Here is a 15,982-nt window from a genome sequence, read left to right on the forward strand (position 1 = left end):
AACAAAAAAGCAGATAAGCCGAAGCCTATCTGCTTGAAAGTCTTAAAGAACGCGGCAAGCGCCGTAGTAACGGGCACCCCAGTAGCCGGTGAATGCAGAAGAAACTGTTACACCAGTGCTAGTGCCGGCATGGATGAAGTTACCATCGCCAACATAAATACCAACATGAGAAGCACCAGCCTCATATGTGGTAAAGAAAATCAAATCGCCAGGACGAAGCTGACTCATAGAAATCTGACGGCCGGAGTAGAACTGGCTGTCAGCCATACGCGGCAGATAAACGCCAGCTCTGGCAAATGCATACTGCGTAAAGCCGGAGCAGTCGAAGCCATAAGGAGTTGTACCGCCAAATACATATGGAGTACCGATGACACTGTAAGCAGAACGCAGTACATTACGTACAACGGAATTACTACGGTTAGGAGGCATCTCCTTATTCATCAGCGCTCTATAGGTAGCTGAACCTACAATACCATCAACCTCTAATCCTTTATCAGCCTGGAAGCTTTTAACTGCCTGTTCTGTTTCAGGACCGAAATCACCATCTATATTATTAATAGAATAACTTAATTCTACCAATCTCTTTTGAATTGCAACTACTTCCTGTCCATCGTCTCCGCGTTGGAAGGAAGCCAAAGCTGTTACAGCACAGCTAAGACTAAACAAAACTGTCATACAGAAAACTAATACTTTGCGTTTGACCACTGGCACCTACATCCTTTCTTCTTTCTTAAGACATACTTATTATACCACAAAATATCGCTTCTGTAAAATCTTAATTTGTTATAATATTAATGCGCTTATTTAGCTTTATTTTCGTTTATTTTGTTACAGTTCTGCAGATGGCGCGCCACTAAATATAGTGGTCTATGCTTGATTTCTTCAAAAATACGCCCTATATATTCACCCAGGATACCTATCCCTACAAGCTGAATTCCTCCAAGAAACAATATACTGACTGTAGTAGTTGCCCACCCCGGAACGGCATCGTTGGTCACAAATTTCACATAAAAAACATGGCCCAAAAGCAGAATACTGCACATGCCAAAAACAATACCTATGTAAAAAGCCCAACGTAGCGGCAGGTTGGAAAAGGCCGTAATGCCGTCCAGCGCAAAATGCAGCATCTTACGCAGATTGAACTTGGAATACCCGGCAAAGCGCGGCGGTGCCACAAATTCTAACACCGCAACATGAAAGCCTAATGTGTTGACCAGGCCACGGATAAAGCGTGCACGCTCGCGGTAAAGCTTAAAGGCTTCTACCGCAATCCTGTCCATCAGGCGGAAGTCGCTGCCACCAGGAGTAATTTCTACTTTAGATAAGGTGTTGATGAGCTTATAGTAGGCTGCAGAGGTCAAATTTTTAAAGAAGCCTGCATCCTCGGTGGCCATGCGCTTAGTCTGCACTATCTCGTTGCCTGCTTCCCAAAGGCGCAAAAGCTTGGGAATAAGCTCAGGCGGGTGCTGCAAATCACCGTCCATGGTGATCACGGCATCACCGTCAGCGTGGTCAAGGCCGCAGGTAATTGCCATCTGGTGGCCGTAGTTGCGGCTCAAAAGATAGGCCTCCACGTGCTCATCCTGCGCAGCCAGCTCTGCCAGAATCAGTGCGCTGCTATCACGCGAGCCATCATCAACAAAGATAATATTATAATCGTAGTCCTCCTGCTGCATTACAGCAGAAGCACGCTTGTGAAATTCGTGCAGGTTATCCTCTTCATTGAACACCGGCACTACTAAAGAAATTTTTTTCTTCATTATATTACACCACTTATTCTTCTGTCTAAAAAGATCTGCCCAAATAAAATCAGACAAAAAAGGCTGCCTAAAGGCAGCCGTTTTGCAAGGTATGAGTACTCAATAAGCCGAGTTCTGTTCCGCGAAGCGGTGATGATCATTTATCTAGTCTTACAGTTACCTGCAAGCTCAAGCGACACAACCCGGAAGGCTCAGCGGGCAGCTTCATCCCTCCCCTATTTGGTCTTGCTCCGGATGGGGTTTACCTAGCCAGCCTGTTACCAGACCGCTGGTGCGCTCTTACCGCACCGTTCCACCCTTACCTGCAAATGCAGGCGGTACACATTTCTGTGGCACTATCCCTGAGGTCACCCTCGCCGGACGTTATCCGGCATCCTGCCCTATGGAGCTCGGACTTTCCTCATCTGGCTTAAAGCCAGCCGCGATCATCTTTCGTACTCAACTGTAGATTTTAGCATATTATTTCCGCTTAGTCAATACCAGCGGCTACAGTATTATTGTCGCAGGCATAACTGAAATGAAACTGAACTGGTTATATATAGATGCGCAACTGCTTAGCAAGCAAAAACGCCCTGCGTACTACCATAGTAATACGCAGAGCGCTAATAGACCAAACTTAAACTACTGCCTTCTGCAGCTCATCTTCCGCCAGATAATAATTATAGAGTCTGGTTTCAAAAATTCTGTTGGCAATCGCTACATACCCGTCTTTATTTTTTATAAAGCCAAACATCGTAGCCATATCAATAGCTGCTTCATCAGCACTGTAAGGATACATATTGCCGGAGAAAAGCACTGCCTTCAGCATCCGGTTCAGCTTCGGGTAGGCGTGCAGCTTCCCTATCAGGGATTCAAACAGAGTATTTTTCTCCTGTAAAAGCAAGCGCACTGCCGCATTAAAGCCACTCTTGGTCCAGGCTGCTTTTTTAGAAGCATATTCCGGCATCAAGCAAACCTTTTCATCGAGCAACTGGCATAATCTGGAAACCAAAAACGGATAGCCTGCTGTATAGTCATAAATCCAGCCTGCAAAGGTTTCGGTATCAAAAGAAAGCCCGTAATTATTGGCATATTCATTAAGCATGGCAGCTATCTCAGCTTGCGAAAAGCTCATATCTATTGTAAAATCTGCCGCTATATTCCAAGGACTGTTATATTTATGCTCTTCATCTGTACGCAGTTTTTGTTTGAGATTTTTTATATCATACACTCCGGCCAGAATAACAGATTGAAACGCCGGTTGCCAGGCACGTTCGATATATTGCGCTCTGAGCTGTGCCAAAAAATCTAAAAACACCTGATTATTAGAAGCACTGTCCACCTCATCAATCATTAAAACAATCGGTTTATCGCTCGCTGCACAGATATCTCGCAAGCATTCAAAAAGCTCCTTTAGACTGAAAATACTATTACTGATTACGGCAGCATTTTTCAAATCTGCACAGGCCTTTTCCAAGGCAGTATTTTCCGACAGGCGGTTACGCTTCAGCGCATGTAAAAAAGAGCCTGCGAAAGCAATAGAAAATATATTGCCATCCTTAAATTTAGAAGCGTCAAAGGTTTGAAAGTCCAGCAAGACGGTGTAATATTCACTTTGCAGATAGCCGAAAAGTGCCTGCAGCGTTGTTGTCTTACCATACTGGCGTGCTCTGTTGATGGTGAAATATTTTTTTTCATCAATCATTTCTTTAATCTTGTGCAGTCGTTCACTGATATCAACCATATAATGCTCGCCGGGTATGCAAACAGCTGTCGTATTAAAGGTCTTACGCATCTTTTCATCTCCTTGCTTCCTCAAATATTTCTTCTTAAATTATAGCATATTTGCCGGGAAAAAGCATTTCCCGGCATACGCAGAGCGTTAAAAAGCTTTGTCACCAACTCCTTACGGACGTACGCTGGTGCGCAGCTGAATAGCCTCCGCCAGATGCACTGCCTCAATGTTCTCGCTACCAGCGAGGTCTGCAATCGTACGTGCTACCTTCAGGATACGGTCATGGCTGCGGGCGCTGAGGTTGAGCATATTAAAGTAGCGCTCCATAACATTCTGCGCCGCCGCGTCCAGCTGGCAATATTTGACAACCTCGCTCCGTCCCATCTGCGCATTGCAGTGCATGCCCCAGGCCTCCAGGCGCTGCTGCTGCACCAAGCGCGCCTTCACTACGCGTTCGCGGATGGCAGCCGAAGATTCGCCCTTTTCCTTCGTCTTCAGCTCGCCGAATTCCACCCTGCTAAGGTTTATCTGCATATCGATTCTGTCCATCAGCGGACCGGAAATCTTACGGCGATAGCTGTCAATTTCTGATTGTTTACAGGAACAGCGATGCACAGAATCGCCGAGATAGCCGCAGGGACATGGATTTTGAGCTGCGCATAAAATGAACTTGCTTGGGAAGGTCATTGCCGCCCTGACGCGCGAAATGCTCACCTCGCCATCCTCCAGCGGCTGACGCAGCATCTCCAGCGTAGCGCGTTCAAATTCCGGCAGCTCGTCCAAAAAGAGTACGCCGTTGTGCGCCAGCGTCACCTCGCCCGGGCGAGGTGTACTGCCACCGCCCAACAAGGCGCTGCCGCTAATGCTGTGATGCGGACTGCGGAAGGGGCGCTCCAGCATTACGCTGTCGGCCTGCGGCAAGAGTCCCACTATGCTGTAAATCTTGGTGACCTCTAGCGCCTCAGCCTCCGTCATCGGCGGTAAAATCGTTACCAGGCGGCGCGCCAGCATCGTCTTGCCACAGCCGGGAGAACCCACCATCAGAATACTGTGACCACCGGCGGCGGCAATCTCCAAGGCTCTGCGCGCCACAAGCTGCCCTTTGACGTCAGCAAAATCCACATGATAAATCTTATTATTGTTCTGCAAAATATTTTCCTTCGGCAGCGGCGTCAGCGTGTTCTTGCCCTGCAGGTGCTCCACCAGCTCCTTTAAGGTCGCCACCGTATACACCTTGATGCCCTGAATCAGCTTGCCCTCCGCAGCGTTGGCCTGCGGAATAAACACCTCCTGCGCCCCGCACTTCTTGGCGTCCATAATCATGGAAAGCACGCCGGAAACCTTACGGATTCTTCCATCCAGCGACAGCTCGCCAATGAAAACCTTGTTCTCCAGCTTATCCGTATCCAGAATTCTGCCGCAGGTCATCAGGCCGACGGCAATAGGCAGATCAAGGCCGCTGCCCTCCTTACGCAGGTCAGCAGGCGCCAGATTGACCGTAATACGTGTCATCGGGAAGGGATAATTGGAATTGCGCAGCGCGGCCTTTACGCGCTCCTTAGATTCGCGCACGGCCATCGCCGGCAGGCCTACCAGGTCGAAGTTGGGCATGCCGTTGCTCACGTCCACCTCTACCACAATTTGTACACCATCAATACCACAGGTTGTTTCGCCAAGAATTTGTGCAAACATTATCAACACTCCATTTCTTTTAGAAGCAGTGCGGCCAATGCCTGATACTGATAGCCGCAGTGCCTTCTATGATAATTTCTACTACATCAAAGGAAAGCACCGGCGGCCGCTCCAGCAAACCCTTGCATTGGAGATAATATTCAGCGCAGCGATGAATTTTTCTTTGCTTTGCCAGTGTCACTGCCTCTATCGGTCTGCCGAACCGGGTAGAAGCACGTGTCTTGACCTCTATGAAGCTTACACAGCCCTTTTTTTCAGCAATAATATCAATCTCACCATAACGGTGACAGCGAAAGTTGCGGGTCAATATTTTATAACCCATATTTTGCAGATAACGGCAGGCAAAATCTTCGCCATACTTCCCCAGACTACTACTCGATGGGGTACTCATAGCTATCAGTCTGCGGAGCATAGAGGATATTTTCCTCAGCAGCAACCGGTGGCAGCCGCATGCTCTTCACAGGCTCAAAGCTGCGACGGTGCCAGCGGGTGGCGCCCAGCTCGCTCACAGCCTGCATATGCGCGCCGCTGCCATAGCCCTTGTTATGCGCAAAGCCATAGGCAGGGTAAACAACATCAAGGCGTTCCATGATGCGGTCACGAGTTACCTTGGCGATAATGGAAGCAGCAGCAATAGAAGCGCTCAGCGCATCACCATGCACTACGGATTCAATCTTCATATCGGGAACCTTCACCGGCATAGCATCAATCAACGCTGCCTGCGGACGGCAGTGCAGGTTTTCCAGCACCTGCGCCATGCCCTGCTGCGTTGCGGCATAGATATTAAGCGTGTCAATATTGCTGACGCTGACGATGTTCACTTCGATATCCAGCGCCTTAGCCATAATTTCGTTATACAGCATATCGCGCTTCGCAGCGGAAAGCTGCTTGGAATCGTTCAGCCCGCTGATAAACACATCCTTGGGCAGAATAACGGCAGCTATAACCAGCGGTCCTGCCAAAGGTCCGCGTCCCGCTTCATCTACGCCGGCAATCAGCTCGCAGCCTTCAGCATACAGCTCGCGTTCCAATTTCAGCATCCCCGAGAAGCGCTCCTTCTCCGCCGCCGCCTTCTCCAGACGCTTGTTGTATGCGGCCAAAAGCTTCTGTACTCCCTTACGTTCGTCTGCTGCCAGCGTCGCCAACTGGTCCGCAGTCGGCTCGCCTGTCAGCAGCTCCTTGATTTCAGTAATATTCATTATAATCCCCCTTAGCATTTATTTTTACATAAAGAAAAACCGCCTCGCGGCGGTTTTTATGGCACGACAAATCAAGGCTCGTCGATTGTAAACCGCCCTAAACGTCCTGCTCGGAAGTCTCTGAGTACAAGCTGCACCACCTTATCGATGTCAAGCTGTCCACCAGACTTCAGACAACCTCTGGCAACGGCAATCTTCGCCATGACGGCGTTGACATCATCACCCTGCTCGAGGCTTACTGCATATTTTGTTTGCAAATCCTGAGGATATTTGCGTATCAACAGGTCGAGCAACAGCTCCACGGCCTGCTCCCTGTCGAATACATCCTCCTTGATGGCGCCGGTAACGGCAAGCGCAAAGCCCACCGACGGATCATCAAACTTAGGCCAGAGTACACCCGGCGTATCCAAAAGCTCTAAACCCTTGGCAATCGTTACCCACTGCTGTCCGCGTGTTACACCCGGCTTATCGGCAGCCATTACCTTGTTCTTGCCTACGAGGCGGTTAATCAGGGTAGACTTGCCGACATTCGGAATACCTACTATCATAACGCGGACGGGACGGTTGCGCACGCCCTTCCTCAGCCATTTATCAATCACCGGCTTCGCAGCCAGCTGAACTGCACTGATAAGCTGCTTAACGCCCTTACCGGTAGCGCAGTCAATCTTGCACACAGGCAGACCGCTGTGCTTAATTTTTTCCAGCCACACATCAGTCTGGGCCTTGTCTGCCATATCAATCTTGTTCAGTGCAATAACCTTCGGCTTGCTGCCAAGGATATCCTGCAGCATGGGGTTGGTACTGGAGCGCGGGATACGTGCGTCCAGCATCTCCACAACAACGTCAACCAGCTTAATCTGGCTTTCCATCATGCGCTTCGCCTTGGTCATATGACCGGGGAACCACTGAATCTTAAAATCCTCCAGCATCATTCGCCCATACCCGTATCATCCTTCAGCACGCGCATCTTGTCCAGCGGCCAGAAGGCTACCAGCGCACGTCCCTTAACCAGCTTCAGCGGCACAAAGCCAACATCGGCAAAACGGCTGTCCTCAGAATTATTACGGTTATCACCCAGTACAAAGATGGTATCCTTAGGAACAACTACCTTGCGGTAATCGGAAATGTTTTTACCCTTCGGGTCATTGTGGTAGATATAGGTTTCGTCCAGCTGCTTGCCGTTGACGAATACCTTGCCTTGCTGCATCTCTACCGTGTCACCGCCAACTGCGATAACGCGCTTGATAAAGTCACGCGTCTGATCCTTAGGGAAGCGGAAAACTACGATTTCGCCCTTCTTCGGGTCGGTAACAAAGTAGCTCAGCTTATCAACGACAAGACGCTCATGGTTTACCAGAGTAGGATACATAGAGGAGCCTTCTACCATATAAGGCTCTACTAAAAAGGTACGGATGCAGAATGCCAGTGCAACCGCAATGATAATCGAAACAAGCCAGTCGCTGGCAGAATCCTGCCAGGAGGTTTCACTTTTCTTGCTCAACTAATGAGCCTCCTCTCTATCGCCGGCACAGGCCGGATGTTTAACTACAATAATATAGATATATTGTAGCATAGATTACAGCTTCAATTATGACAGAATTGTAAATTTGCTTTATTTTAAAGCATAAATGCTTCATAACGTAATAAAAGGGACCGTACTACTACAGTCCCTTTTACTATAAACAAAGATTGATTAGCGTTTTTCTCTGATACGAGCAGCTTTACCAGTCAGTTTGCGCAGATAATACAGTTTAGCACGGCGAACGATACCAACGCGTGCTACAACGATTTTCTCAATACGCGGGCTGTGAACCGGGAAAGTTCTTTCTACGCCAACGCCGTAGGAAATACGACGAACGGTGAAGTTTTCACGAACGCCGGAGCCACTGCGGGAAATTACAACGCCTTCAAACAGCTGAACGCGCTCGCGGGTACCCTCGACGATTTTGCAATAAACTTTAACGGTGTCGCCTGCTTTAAACTCAGGGATGTCGGAACGAAGTTGTTCTTGTTCCAGTACTTCAATAATGTTCATAGTTTCCTCCTAAATCATAGACGTTCATGTGCGAACTCCACAGCGGACCGTCCGTATTACACAACGTAAATTTTACCATATACAAACAATTAATGCAAGAGAAAAGTGCACTATTTTCTACATTTTTCTCTAATTTTTCTCCCACCAAGCCTCGCCTGCCAGCCTGTCCAGAATAATGGCTGCGGCACTGCGCACGCAAAGATGATTATAGTCACAGGGGCCGTAAACAGGCTCCAGAATATAGTCAAATTTGGCCATAGTTTCGGCCTCGATGCCAAAGCCGGTGCCGAACAAAAGCAGTACCGGTCTGTCACCCTCCTGCAGCTGCTTGCGCATAAAGCTGTAGGAAACAGTGTTGGGATAAATGCGTGCGTCCGTAGTGACAACGTAAGGTTGCTTGCCTGTGCGCTCTGCTATCGTCTGCACTGCGCTAGCGATATCAGGCTGCCACAGCACGCGGCTCAGCGCGTCGGCACGGTCGGGGTTATACACCTTGCCATAGCCCTCCTGCCAGTAGGAAAGTATCTTGTCGATAATCTGCTTCTGGACCTCCAGCGGATGGATGATGTAATAGCCCTGCACGTTATAGGTGCGGCAGGTACGCGAGATATCGTGGATATCAAAGTTAGTCACCGCGCCGGCGATAACGTTCATGCGCTTGTTGTAGATAGGATAATGGACCAGGCCAACATATAAATCAGCCATTCGCCTCATCCTCCTTCACCTCAGCGCTTGCGCGTTTTTCCTGATCGGCAGCGATTTCGGCACGCAGCTCCTCATAGAAGCGGCGCTCCGATTTTTTCATTTTATAGGGCAAGCGGCCTGTCAAAAGCTCCTTCTGCTCAGCACTCAAAAGGTCGGGACGCAGAGCGAGCGTTGCTTTGAGCGACTGCTTCAAGCGCCAGCTGTTAATCAGCGCATGGTTGCCGCTGCGCAGCACCTCCGGCACCTCCATACCCTCAAAGTTCACCGGACGGGTGTACTGCGGATATTCCAGAAGACCTGTGCTGAAGGAATCCTCCTCCGCACTTTCAATCTTGCCCAGTACGCCGGGGATAAAGCGGGAAATAGCGTCCATCACGATAATGGCAGGCATTTCACCGCCGGTGAGCACGTAATCGCCGATAGAAAGCTTTTCATCTACCCAATGGAAGATGCGCTCGTCAAAGCCCTCATAATGACCGCAGACGAAGATAAAATCCTGTCCGCTGTGAGCATATTCCTCGACGATGCTCTGCTTTAGCGTGCGTCCACCCGGGCACATGGCAATAACGCGGGCGTTCGGCAACTGCTCCTTGGCCTTGCGAATGGCTGCCACCATCGGCTCCGGCTTCAGCACCATGCCTGCACCGCCGCCGAAGGGAGAATCATCAACAGTGCGATGCACGTCATGCGTAAAATCGCGCGGATTGATGCAGCTGACCTCAATTAGGCCCTTGGCTGCTGCACGCTGCAGAATACTATGGCTTGCGGCCTGCTCAATCTGTTCGGGAAATAAGGTTACAAATAAAAACTTCATTCTGCCTCAACCCACTCAGGCAGCTCCACAACAATGCGCTTTTCTGCCAGATTGATTTCCTTAACATATTTCTTCAGTGCCGGCAGCAGGTAATCCTTCTGTCCGGGGACAGCGATAACATAAACATCGTTGCTGCCGGTGCTCAGTGCGTCCTTAAAGGTGCCAATTTGCTCGCCCTGCTCGTCATAAACAGGCAGGCCGATGAGGTCAGCAACATAAAAGCGTCCTTCCTCCAGCTCCGGCAGGTCCTCAGCGTTAATGCTTACCTCCATGCCACGCAGCAGCTCGGACTCGTTCATGCTTTTGATTTCAGCAGTAGTCACCAGCACCATTCTTTTATGAAAGCGTGCTGCTTTGACGGTAAGCTTGCGACCGTCCGGCAGCAGCAGATAATCAAGATCTAAAAATTGTTCCGGCTTGTCGGTTAACGGCAATATACGAATATCGCCCCGCACACCGTGCGGAGCGACAATTTTGCCAATAACTATTTGGTTATCCATGGATTATTCGCGGAAAGCGATAACCTTACCGTCTTCGGTAAGAATTTCTGCACCCATCAAGGTCTCAATATTGGTGCCTACAGTAATTTCTACTGTACGCTCCAGAGTACCATGACCGATTTCAGCGCCCAGCTCCAGAGCTTCCGCTCTTTTCAGCTTAGCTTCTGCTTCTTCTTTGGCAGCAGTACGCTTATTTCTTTCGATGTCAATTTGTTCGCGCAAAGCCGGAAGCACGCTCAAATCGCTGGCAGCCTGATGCAAAGCCTTTTTAGCCTGGAACTCAAATTGCTCCAGATCAAGCTCCATATTCTTTATGGTATTTTGGAGATCTCCAACAATTTTCAACTTTAAATCTTCAGTAACTTTTGCTTTAACAGCGACGGGAACCCTAACGATCATTTTATCCATAGCGATGTACCATCCTCAATCAAATAATTTCGACAATGACTTTTACATTCTCACGGGTTGCTACTGCTTTCATAACAGTTCTGATAGCTTTTGCGATGCGGCCCTGTTTTCCAATAACCTTACCCATATCTTCAGAAGCAACATGGAGGCGAAGCACCGTTGTTGTACCGGTAGTCTCCTCCTCCACTACTACTGCAGAGGGATCATTTACAAGAGACTTGGCCATAACTTCTACCAATTCTTTCATGTAGATCACGCCCCCTCAAATTATTTTGCTGCTTTAGCTTCAGCAAATTTTTTCATGATACCATCTTTGCTGAACAGGTTTTTAACGGTATCGGTCGGTTGAGCGCCTTTGTTCATCCAGTCGATAGCTTTCTCAGCGTCGATTTTTACGCTAGCCGGTTGAACGGTGGAATCGTAATAACCGATGGATTCGATGAAACGACCATCACGAGGAGAACGAGCGTCTGCAACAACAATACGATAGAAAGGAGCTTTTTTAGCGCCCATACGTTTTAAACGGATTTTAACTGCCATGTTGATTTTCACCTCCTTAAATTAATATCTCACAACATGGAACTTTTCATTTATTATCTACCAAACGGCAGCTTGAAGCCACCCTTGGAAGCAAACTTTGCCATACCCTGCATACGCTTCATCATCTTCTTGCTTTCCTCAAAGTTCTTCAGAAGCTTGTTGACATCCTGTACACGCATGCCGCAGCCTGCAGCGATACGTTTACGACGGCTGCCGTTGATGATTTCGGGTTTTTGTCTTTCCTTCTTGGTCATGGAGCGGATGATTGCTTCGATGCGGTCGAATTCCTTTTCGTCCACATTAGCTTCCTTCAGCTTCTGGCTGATACCGCCCATACCGGGGATTAAGCCTAAGATGGTTTCCAGAGAACCCAGCTTTTTAACCTGCTGCATCTGGTCCAGGAACTGCTCTAAGGTGAATTCATCCTTACGCAACTTTTTCTCCATCTCCAGAGCCTTAGCGAGGTCCGTTGTAGACTGGATTTTTTCTACCAGAGTCAGGATATCGCCCATGCCCAGAATACGGGAAGCCATACGATCCGGATGGAAAGGCTCCAAAGCATCCAGCTTTTCGCCAAGACCGATTAATTTAACCGGCTTGCCGGTAACAGCCTTTACAGAAAGCACTGCACCACCGCGGGCATCGCCATCAAGCTTAGTAACGATCAGGCCGTCAATGCCCAGTTCCTTATCAAAGCTTTCAGCAACAGTTACTGCGTCCTGACCAGTCATAGCATCTACAACCAGCAGAATTTCCTGAGGATGAACAGCGCCTTTAATATTGCGCAGCTCTTCCATCAGCTCTTCATTTATATGTAAGCGGCCTGCGGTATCGATGATTACCGTATCGCATGCCAGACTATGTGCTTTTTCCATAGCCTTCTGAGCAATCTCTACAGGAGAAACCTTGTCGCCCAGAGTAAATACCGGCACATTCAGCTGTTCGCCCAAAACCTGCAGCTGGGTAATAGCAGCAGGACGGTAAACGTCGCCTGCAACCAGCAACGGCTTTTTGTGCTTGCGCTTCAGGTAATTGGCAAGCTTGCCGGCGGTAGTGGTTTTACCTGCGCCCTGCAGACCAACCAGCATGATTACTGTCGGCGGTTTGGGAGCAACAGTGAGCTTGCTTTGGGTGCCGCCCAAAAGCTCAATCAGCTCTTCGTTAACAATCTTGATAATCTGCTGATGCGGATTCAGGCCTTCGCCGATCGCTTCACCAACAGCGCGCTCTTTAACCTTGGCTACAAAGTCCTTAACAACCTTGAAGTTAACGTCGGCCTCTAAAAGCGCCATACGCACTTCGCGCATAGGAGCCTTTAAATCTTCCTCAGTCAGCTTGCCGTTGCCGCGGAACATCTTTAATGCATTTTGTAATCTTTCAGATAAACTTTCAAATGCCATTCTATCTACCTACCTTCACTGCAAAGCTCTTTCAGCATTTGCACGGCCTCGTCTTTATTTGCCTCATCCGGAGTTTCCAGCAAATCTATTGCCTGCTGCAGCTTAGCATGCAGCTCCTCCTCGCGGCTTAGCACCTTCAGTGATGCTTCATAACGTTCTAGCAGCTGCTCAACACGCTTGAGCAGGTCGTGGACAGCCTGACGCGAAACGCCCAGCTCCTCCGAAATCTCGCTCAGAGACAAGTCGTCATAGAAATACAGTCCCAGGCATTGCTTCTGCTTAGCTGTCAGAAGACCGCCGTAAATATCAAAGAGCCTGCCTAAGCGCATACGCTGCGCAAAAATTTCTTCTGCTGACATATTTATCCCTCTCGAAATTTAGTCGACTATGTAAGTATAAAGCATAAAGCGATGCTTGTCAAGTATTTTTACTTGTCACCATTGAATTTTTTTCTAATCAGCGTTTTCGTCCTTCAGCCATTTCCAGATCAGCGGCGCTGCGTAATTACCCATCGCCTCATACGTCTGCGATTTGGGGTGAATGCCGTCAACGTAGGCCTTGAAGCGAGCGCCGGCGTCCATGCCGATGGCAGGCTGCAAATCCAGCAGGAAGGCCTTGCCGCTGCAGGTATGCTCCACCTCCTGCCGCAGGTTCAGCAGCTGACGGTTGAGCGCCTGCTCCGTACTGATGAAGGGCAGCACGATGCACAGGCTGTACTGCTTCTCCTCGCACCACTCCAGCACACGCCTGTAGTCGCGGCTGATGTCCTCAATGCGACGTCCCTGCAGGATATCGTTGGCGCCGCCAAGGAAGATGACGTGCTGCACATATTCCGGCAGCGCGTACTGGCGCATGCGGTAAATGATGTCGTCGCAGCAGTCGCCGCAGACTCCATAATTGAGCATTTTAATCTGCGTCAGCTTTTCCACCTGGGCGGTCCAGGAATAGCGTGGACCGAAGGGAAAGCCCTGTACCAGAGAATCGCCGTAACAGGCAACGTATTTCATGATAATCGCTCCTTACGTTGGTTTTTCTACATATTATTATAGCATAAACAGCGTCAGAATAGTAAAGGCGTTCTACCACAGTCGGGTAAAACGCCTTTAGTTTGATGTGCTCTTATGCTGTCAGCTTATGCAGCATTTTCACTCACTTTACTCATCTACTACATCAACCCCCAATTTCCTAATCCCTTCCATAAGTTCGTCCTTATTTATGGTTCCATCCTCAAATGCCTGCTGCATATTTTTGCCAAACGAAATAGAAGGCTTAGAAAAATTATTATATAGCCTGCTGAGTTCAACTGGCTTCCAAGCACATAAAGGCCATTTACGGCTGTTGTTTGAAAAGTCACTGTATAGCCTTAAAAAGGTTTTAAACCGCTGCTCCGTCAAACATACACCAACTTCTTGCAAATCAGTTAAAACAAACTCTATTTGCTTATTTATCTCAGTATATAGCACTGCACTATTAATGTATCTCTCTATTGACCTAAGTATTTTCTCGGATTCGACTACGTTCTGGTATTCTTCCAACTCTTTCTTTTCCCATTCGCGCTTAGCATATGAGTAAGCAAAATCTTCACTATCGTGCCAGAAAACAAAGTCCTTTAAACGCTTACCTGCAATCTTCTCACCATGAATATCTCTGTTTGCAGATTCGTTGTCAACGCTAAGGCTTTCGACAAACAGCTTTAACGCAGTTCCTTCAGCCGAGCACCAAAGCATCCCCGGATCGTCCCAGGAAAGCAGTTCATCCCTATCCAAAACGCATAACGGATGATTTAATTGCTCATCAGCAAGCCGATAATAAAAGTCGAATCTTGAATAACCTTTTTTATAAAGCTTTTTATTCACAATAAAACGTCTGGCGGCGCCACCACGCTTTTCTGCCTCATAAAGCTCATCTATCTCCAGCACAAAATAGTTATGTGCTTCATATCTGGCTACTTCTGAAAATGCCAGGAAATCCTTCTTCAGAATCTGCTTCTTTGATATTATAGTCTTTTCAACCAATTTAAATATATCCCATGCGTCGTCAAGGATAATAGCACCATATAGGTTGGAAAAAGCATTATAGTATTTTCTAAGCAGATCAATATTCGTTCTACCCTTTTCTGTCACTATATCAAGGCGTCCCTTTGTTTCTATTGCAAGAAGTTGATATTTTTTATTCAATGCTGTCTTTGAGCAAGGTTTCGGTAGTGATTTGCCAGCCATATTATTTCTCCTTAATTATTCATAAGCCAAAATTCATTTCACATTATAATATTGATTCATTACGTCTGAGCATGGACTAGCTTTTTTAGTTTTGTCAAACACGAAGCTTTGGCATAGTTACGGTTCAAGTATTTCATAACGGTTCGCCTTGTTATGCTTTTCATCAAATCATAACCTGAATCTGCTTCATATATTCTTTCAGAACCTTAAGCATATGCTGCAATTCTTTGCAATCCTCTCCAGATATCTCTAAAAAACCATAAGAACCCCATTTCTCACTATAAATTGGATAGCGTATATTATTATGCAAGCTACTAAAACGAATATTTTTAAAGACACCGGCTTTCAGCTGATGCTCTAATTGCTGCGCCAATACATCATCTTTACCATATACTAAAAGTTCAAGGAAAAAATCTATCGCTAAATCCAGGGAATGTCCTATATCCTTAAGTTTAGCTGCATAATAAGTATTGGTCACATCCACCTTGGAGCTTATAGCTGTCTTTACTACTTTTTCCATAGCTTGAATATAATAATAAGCAGATTCGTTATACAAGCCATTTTCAAAGAGCACATCTGCTGCTTTTTCATCGTTCGTAGCGTACACACTATACTCATCAGCAATTTCCGTTCCCTTTTTAACATATCGCATTTTTCCAATTCGTTTATATTTGGCAAAATTCATCTTATAGAGTTACCCTCCTACCAATTTTAAGATTTATTATCTTAGCTATCATCCTTAAGTTTGTCTATATTCATATTTATTCGCTGGCGGACAAAAATTTCCTGCTGGGGATGGTAGGAAACGCTTTCATAGGCTGCCAGTTTAGAAACCAGCTCACGCACCTCTGCTTCCGAAAGCTTGGAGTGACGCACAGTGAAATCTCCTCTCTCCTCCCTTGACTTTTCTCTCCTCTTAAAGTAAACTTAAAGTATGTTCTTCCAAAACTGCAGGTAACATTACGCTTCCAGCTACCTTACCTACGGACAAGAAAA

21 protein-coding genes and 1 other RNA gene are annotated in these 15,982 nt (G+C 47.5%); all 22 read right to left on the reverse strand.

Going from position 1 to position 15,982, the window contains the following annotated elements:
- Positions 1-42: 42 nt before the first annotated feature.
- The gene (locus Q0G26_RS06965; RefSeq protein WP_293829345.1) at positions 43-705 is read right to left on the reverse strand and encodes an NlpC/P60 family protein; all 663 of its coding nucleotides are present in this window, start codon (positions 703-705) and stop codon (positions 43-45) included.
- Positions 706-800: 95 nt separating this feature from the next.
- The gene (locus Q0G26_RS06970) at positions 801-1,760 is read right to left on the reverse strand and encodes a glycosyltransferase family 2 protein (protein ID WP_293829347.1); all 960 of its coding nucleotides are present in this window, start codon (positions 1,758-1,760) and stop codon (positions 801-803) included.
- Between the two features lie 88 nt (positions 1,761-1,848).
- Positions 1,849-2,201: RNase P RNA component class A (gene rnpB, locus Q0G26_RS06975), an RNA gene on the reverse strand.
- A 175-nt stretch (positions 2,202-2,376) separates the two neighbouring features.
- Positions 2,377-3,534 carry an AAA-like domain-containing protein gene (locus Q0G26_RS06980; RefSeq protein WP_293829348.1) on the reverse strand — a complete coding sequence of 386 codons (1,158 nt, stop codon included), beginning with the start codon at positions 3,532-3,534 and terminating at the stop codon, positions 2,377-2,379.
- A gap of 111 nt (positions 3,535-3,645) precedes the next feature.
- On the reverse strand, positions 3,646-5,166 hold the full coding sequence (locus tag Q0G26_RS06985) for a YifB family Mg chelatase-like AAA ATPase (RefSeq protein ID WP_293829349.1): 1,521 nt from the start codon (positions 5,164-5,166) through the stop codon (positions 3,646-3,648).
- A 19-nt stretch (positions 5,167-5,185) separates the two neighbouring features.
- Positions 5,186-5,557: a YraN family protein gene (locus Q0G26_RS06990; RefSeq protein WP_293829351.1), complete on the reverse strand. Its 372-nt coding sequence runs from the start codon at positions 5,555-5,557 to the stop codon at positions 5,186-5,188.
- Positions 5,538-6,365 (reverse strand): ribonuclease HII, encoded by an 828-nt coding sequence (locus tag Q0G26_RS06995; protein WP_293829353.1) that lies wholly within the window; start codon positions 6,363-6,365, stop codon positions 5,538-5,540. The genes Q0G26_RS06990 and Q0G26_RS06995 overlap by 20 nt, the downstream gene beginning before the upstream one ends.
- 71 nt (positions 6,366-6,436) lie before the next feature.
- Entirely contained in the window at positions 6,437-7,297 is an 861-nt protein-coding gene (gene ylqF / locus Q0G26_RS07000) for a ribosome biogenesis GTPase YlqF (RefSeq protein WP_293829354.1), read from the reverse strand.
- Positions 7,294-7,866: a signal peptidase I gene (gene lepB, locus Q0G26_RS07005; protein WP_293829355.1), complete on the reverse strand. Its 573-nt coding sequence runs from the start codon at positions 7,864-7,866 to the stop codon at positions 7,294-7,296. The genes ylqF and lepB overlap by 4 nt, the downstream gene beginning before the upstream one ends.
- Before the next feature lie 192 nt (positions 7,867-8,058).
- Positions 8,059-8,400 (reverse strand): 50S ribosomal protein L19, encoded by a 342-nt coding sequence (gene rplS, locus Q0G26_RS07010; protein ID WP_009145924.1) that lies wholly within the window; start codon positions 8,398-8,400, stop codon positions 8,059-8,061.
- Between the two features lie 129 nt (positions 8,401-8,529).
- The gene (locus Q0G26_RS07015; protein ID WP_276633545.1) at positions 8,530-9,105 is read right to left on the reverse strand and encodes an RNA methyltransferase; all 576 of its coding nucleotides are present in this window, start codon (positions 9,103-9,105) and stop codon (positions 8,530-8,532) included.
- Positions 9,098-9,919, reverse strand: a complete 822-nt coding sequence (gene trmD / locus Q0G26_RS07020; protein ID WP_293829357.1) for a tRNA (guanosine(37)-N1)-methyltransferase TrmD — start codon at positions 9,917-9,919, stop codon at positions 9,098-9,100. The genes Q0G26_RS07015 and trmD overlap by 8 nt, the downstream gene beginning before the upstream one ends.
- Positions 9,916-10,419 carry a ribosome maturation factor RimM gene (rimM, locus tag Q0G26_RS07025; protein ID WP_293829359.1) on the reverse strand — a complete coding sequence of 168 codons (504 nt, stop codon included), beginning with the start codon at positions 10,417-10,419 and terminating at the stop codon, positions 9,916-9,918. The genes trmD and rimM overlap by 4 nt, the downstream gene beginning before the upstream one ends.
- A gap of 3 nt (positions 10,420-10,422) precedes the next feature.
- Positions 10,423-10,827, reverse strand: coding sequence for a YlqD family protein (locus Q0G26_RS07030; protein WP_293829361.1), 405 nt, complete (start codon positions 10,825-10,827; stop codon positions 10,423-10,425).
- A gap of 19 nt (positions 10,828-10,846) precedes the next feature.
- The gene (locus tag Q0G26_RS07035; protein ID WP_009145929.1) at positions 10,847-11,074 is read right to left on the reverse strand and encodes a KH domain-containing protein; all 228 of its coding nucleotides are present in this window, start codon (positions 11,072-11,074) and stop codon (positions 10,847-10,849) included.
- A gap of 20 nt (positions 11,075-11,094) precedes the next feature.
- Entirely contained in the window at positions 11,095-11,367 is a 273-nt protein-coding gene (rpsP, locus tag Q0G26_RS07040; protein WP_009145930.1) for a 30S ribosomal protein S16, read from the reverse strand.
- A 53-nt stretch (positions 11,368-11,420) separates the two neighbouring features.
- Positions 11,421-12,767 carry a signal recognition particle protein gene (ffh, locus tag Q0G26_RS07045; RefSeq protein WP_009145931.1) on the reverse strand — a complete coding sequence of 449 codons (1,347 nt, stop codon included), beginning with the start codon at positions 12,765-12,767 and terminating at the stop codon, positions 11,421-11,423.
- A 5-nt stretch (positions 12,768-12,772) separates the two neighbouring features.
- Complete coding sequence (ylxM, locus tag Q0G26_RS07050) at positions 12,773-13,126, reverse strand: YlxM family DNA-binding protein (RefSeq protein WP_293829363.1); 354 nt, start codon at positions 13,124-13,126, stop codon at positions 12,773-12,775.
- A 93-nt stretch (positions 13,127-13,219) separates the two neighbouring features.
- Entirely contained in the window at positions 13,220-13,774 is a 555-nt protein-coding gene (locus Q0G26_RS07055; protein WP_293829365.1) for a GDSL-type esterase/lipase family protein, read from the reverse strand.
- A gap of 147 nt (positions 13,775-13,921) precedes the next feature.
- A complete protein-coding gene (locus tag Q0G26_RS07060) occupies positions 13,922-14,986 on the reverse strand; it encodes a hypothetical protein (protein ID WP_293829367.1) in 1,065 nt (354 codons plus the stop codon).
- A 163-nt stretch (positions 14,987-15,149) separates the two neighbouring features.
- Positions 15,150-15,671 carry a hypothetical protein gene (locus tag Q0G26_RS07065; protein ID WP_293829369.1) on the reverse strand — a complete coding sequence of 174 codons (522 nt, stop codon included), beginning with the start codon at positions 15,669-15,671 and terminating at the stop codon, positions 15,150-15,152.
- A 41-nt stretch (positions 15,672-15,712) separates the two neighbouring features.
- Positions 15,713-15,862: a hypothetical protein gene (locus tag Q0G26_RS07070; protein ID WP_293829371.1), complete on the reverse strand. Its 150-nt coding sequence runs from the start codon at positions 15,860-15,862 to the stop codon at positions 15,713-15,715.
- Positions 15,863-15,982 lie beyond the last annotated feature (120 nt).

This window comes from uncultured Phascolarctobacterium sp. (assembly GCF_934190775.1).
Taxonomy (GTDB): Bacteria; Bacillota; Negativicutes; order Acidaminococcales; family Acidaminococcaceae; genus Phascolarctobacterium_A.